5 protein-coding genes and 1 tRNA gene are annotated in these 3,872 nt (G+C 72.1%); 3 read left to right on the forward strand and 3 right to left on the reverse strand.

From position 1 onward, the window contains the following. A partial coding sequence (locus tag ACVNF4_RS33500; protein WP_461806638.1) for a tetratricopeptide repeat protein occupies window positions 1-1,099 on the forward strand: 1,099 nt, incomplete at its 5' end. A gap of 58 nt (window positions 1,100-1,157) precedes the next feature. Then, window positions 1,158-1,231, forward strand: a tRNA-Met gene (locus ACVNF4_RS33505). Between the two features lie 61 nt (window positions 1,232-1,292). On the opposite strand, the gene ACVNF4_RS33510 is transcribed toward ACVNF4_RS33505, so the two are convergent. The 3 genes from ACVNF4_RS33510 to hisN form a co-directional block, all read right to left on the reverse strand. Next, window positions 1,293-1,709 carry a Fur family transcriptional regulator gene (locus tag ACVNF4_RS33510; protein WP_461806639.1) on the reverse strand — a complete coding sequence of 139 codons (417 nt, stop codon included), beginning with the start codon at window positions 1,707-1,709 and terminating at the stop codon, window positions 1,293-1,295. Between the two features lie 215 nt (window positions 1,710-1,924). Then, on the reverse strand, window positions 1,925-2,317 hold the full coding sequence (locus ACVNF4_RS33515; RefSeq protein WP_461806640.1) for a CBS domain-containing protein: 393 nt from the start codon (window positions 2,315-2,317) through the stop codon (window positions 1,925-1,927). A gap of 168 nt (window positions 2,318-2,485) precedes the next feature. Next, window positions 2,486-3,286 (reverse strand): histidinol-phosphatase, encoded by an 801-nt coding sequence (gene hisN, locus ACVNF4_RS33520; protein ID WP_461806641.1) that lies wholly within the window; start codon window positions 3,284-3,286, stop codon window positions 2,486-2,488. A 201-nt stretch (window positions 3,287-3,487) separates the two neighbouring features. Between hisN and ACVNF4_RS33525 the strand changes: the two genes are divergently transcribed. Further along, the coding region (locus ACVNF4_RS33525) for a TetR/AcrR family transcriptional regulator (protein ID WP_461806642.1) at window positions 3,488-3,872 on the forward strand (385 nt) is incomplete at its 3' end.

The raw sequence follows: 3,872 nt of genomic DNA on the forward strand, positions 1-3,872 counted from the left end.
GACTCTGGCTCGTGACAGGGGCGACGAGGCGCGCGTGGCGGAGCTGGTGCCGGAGATCGAGGAACTGCTGCGTGACGCCGGGGACGTCGAGAACGCCGCGATCTGGTGGCTGCGGGGGGCCCAGGACGGGGACGGGAACGCCGCGAACGCGCTCGGTGCGCTGCACGCGGAGCGGGGGCAGAACCAGACCGCCGAGCGGTGGTACCGGGCCGCCATGGACGCCGGTGACATCAACGGCGCCTACAACCTCGGGCTGCTCTGCGCCGAGCAGGGGCGCGTGGCGCAGGCCGAGCAGTGGTACCGGCGGGCCGCGTACGTCGGGCACCGGGAGGCCGCCAACGCGCTCGCCATTCTGCTGCTCCAGAACGGGGACGCGAGCGGGGCCGAGCCCTGGTTCTCCAAGGCCGCCGAGTCCGGGAGCGTCGACGCCGCCTTCAACCTCGGGATCCTGCACGCCGGGCGGGGGGAGGAGGAGGCCGCGCTGCGGTGGTACGAGCGGGCGGCTGCCGCCGGGCACACCGAGGCCGCGCTCCAGGTGGGGATGGCTCAGCTGCGAGAGGGGGACGAGCAGGCCGCCGAGCGGCATCTCCGGTGTGCCGCGGGTGGGGGGAGCGCGGAGGCCGCGTACCGGCTGGCCGCGCTGCTCGACGCGCGGCGGCCCGCCGTGTCCGCGCATGAGCTGGGGGAGCCTGTGCGGGAGAAGACCGAGTGCGAGGAGTGGTACGAGCGGGCCGCCTCCCAAGGGCATCGGCGGGCCCAGGTGCGGGTGGGGATGCTGGCTGCCGGGCGGGGGGACGTCGTCGAGGCGGCCCGCTGGTACCGGTCCGCCGCGGAGGCGGGGTCCCGGAACGGGGCGTTCAATCTCGGACTGCTGCTTGCGCGTGAGGGGAGCGAGCCCGAGGCCGTCGTGTGGTGGCAGCGGGCGGCTGCCGCCGGTCATGGCCGTGCCGCCCTTCGGCTTGCGCTGGTCTGCGCTCGGCGGGGGGAGTTGGTCGAGGGGCAGCGGTGGGCTTCCCGGGCGGTGGAGCTGGGGCCCGGGGAGGTGGGGGAGCGGGCGGCTCGGCTGCGGGATGCGTTGCGGGAGGAGTTGAGTGCGTGAGGGTGGGGGGAAGTGATTTGCCTCCTGGGGGTGGGGTGCGTAAGGTTGGGTTCACCGACGCGGGGTGGAGCAGCTCGGTAGCTCGCTGGGCTCATAACCCAGAGGTCGCAGGTTCAAATCCTGTCCCCGCTACTGATGAGGGCCCGGAATCTGGGAACAGGTTCCGGGCCCTCAGTGCATCCCCCAGAGGGGATTACGCCTTTGCGCAGTTCGGGCAGATGCCCTTGTACGTGACCTCTACCGCCTCGATGGTGAAGCCGAAGCGCTCCGTGGAGGGGAGGTCGGTGAGGGGGTTGCCGGTGGGGTGGACGTCTCGGATGGTGCCGCAGTGGGCGCAGACGAGGTGGTGGTGGGGGCGGTGGGCGTTGGGGTCGTAGCGCTTGGCTCGTCTGTCCGTGGAGACTTCCAGGACTTCGCCCAGGGTGACCAGCTCGCCCAAGGTGTTGTAGACCGTCGCCCGGGAGATCTCCGGGAGTTTCGCCACCGCGCGGGAGTGCACCTCGTCGGCCGTGAGGTGGACGTGTTCGCCGTCGAGGACTTCGGCCACGACACGCCGCTGTGCGGTCATACGCCATCCGCGTCCGCGCAGCCGCTCCAGAAGGTCACTCATGCCGTCCAGATTAACAGCCGGGTGCAGTTTTCCGAACGGGTGTGACTTTGGAAGCTGGCTTGACTTGGAATTAGTCCAATGTAGGATCCGTGATGAGTTCGACGGGCGGCTGGACGGCCGCGTTCCGGGCCTTGCGCAGCGGCCCCAGCACTGGACCGCCCGTCGGAACGGTGGGCCGTTCCCCGCGAGGGGGCGGCCCACCGCGCGTCCGAGGCCTACGCCGGTACCCGCAGCCCCGCCGGTGCCCAGCAGCGCACGATGTCCCGCACGGACACGATCCCGGCCGGCTCGCCCCCCTCCAGCACGACGAGATGCCGGAACCCGCCCCGCGTCATCGCCCGCGCCGCCTCCTCCAGCGGCATCGAGGGCGTCGCGAAGACGACGTCCGTGGTGGTGTGGGCGTGGGCGTGTTCGCTGTCGGGGTTCTGGCCGAGCCCCACGGAGTTGAGGATGTCCCGCTCCGTGAGGATGCCGATGCCGCCGGCGTCGGGGTCGAGGACGACGGCCGCGCCGACCCGGCGTGCGGACATCAGGGCGGCGGCCTGGCGGAGGGTGTGGGCGGGGCCGATGGTCAGGACGGTCCGGCTCATGGCTTGGTGGACGAGCATCGAGGGTGACCTCCTCCTGTGATCCCGGGTAAGTTCAGGGATTCACAAATGCACAAGTGGGGGTGTCCTCAGAGTCGCAGGTAAAGCCGGGGTCAACAAGGGGGCGCGCGTGGTCAGTTGAGGGCGCGTGCGCTCAAATGCGCCGCCGGAAGAACACCCCCCACGACATCAGTACCGCTGGTTCAGATACCCCAGCAACTCGTCGTGCAGCAGCCCGTTCGACGCGGCGGCGTTCCCGCTGTGGGGCCCCGGACGGCCGTCCAGACCGGTGAACGTGCCGCCCGCCTCCGTCACCACGATCGACGTCGCCGCCATGTCCCACAGGGACAGCTCCGGCTCCGCGCACAGGTCCACCGCGCCCTCGGCGACCATCATGTACGACCAGAAGTCGCCGTACGCGCGCGTCCGCCACACCTCACGGGTCAGGTCCAGGAAGCCGTTCAGGGTGCCGCGCTCCTCCCAGCCGGAGAGGGAGGAGTAGGCGAAGGAGGCGTCGGCGAGGTCGCTCACCCGGGAGACGTGCAGGCGGGACGCCGAGGACAGGGAGCGGCCCGTGAACGCGCCGTGCCCCTTCGCCGCCCACCAGCGACGGCCCAGCGCCGGCGCCGAGACCAGGCCGACGACGGGGTGGTAGCCGCCCTCGCCGGCCTCCGTCAGCGCGATCAGCGTCGCCCAGACGGGGACGCCGCGCACGTAGTTCTTCGTGCCGTCGATCGGATCGATCACCCAGCGCCTAGGGCCCGTGCCCTCGACGCCGTACTCCTCGCCGAGGATCGCGTCCCGGGGCCTCGCCCGCTGCAACTGGCCCCGGATCAGCTCCTCGGCCGCCTTGTCGGCCTCGCTCACCGGAGTCATGTCCGGCTTCGTCTCGACCTTCAGGTCGAGGGCCTTGAAACGGGCCGTGGTGGCCGCGTCGGCCGCGTCCGCGAGGACGTGCGCGAGGCGGAGATCGTCGAGGTAGTCCGGCATGGGGGAACCGTATCTGTCGTGGTGGGGGCGGGGCCATGCGCGCGGTTGCGGCTTGGTGTCGGTTTCGGCACGCCCGAGGGCGCGGGGTACGGGAGTGACGTGTTCCGGCCGTCCGCCGGGCGGTCGTCCCGCGCACCCTTGACACTGGCTGCGGGCGCGTCAAATCTGGGCGGCAGAGTTGCTCGGCCCAGGGAGGCGGCGATGCCCTCAGCGCGGGAGTCTCTGCTGGACGCCGCTTTCGCGGCGCTGGCACGCCGGTCGTGGTCGACGGTGCGGATGGTGGACGTGGCGGCTGCGGCCGGGGTGTCCCGGCAGACGCTGTACAACGAGTTCGGCAGCAAGGACGGGCTCGCGCGGGCGCTGGTGCGGCGGGAGGCGGACGGCTATCTCGCCGGGGTCGAGCGGGCGTTCACGGGTGACTTCGAGGACGTGGGCGGGCGGCTCGTCGCCGTCGCCGAGTGGACGGTGTCGTCCGCGCGGGAGAACCCTCTCGTCCGGGCCCTGCTCACCGGCTGCTGGAGCGAGCGGCTGCCGTCGCCGCCCCTGCGGGCCGTGCCGTCGGGGACGGCGGTCCCGGCGCAGCGGC

Source organism: Streptomyces sp. S6 (assembly GCF_054880855.1).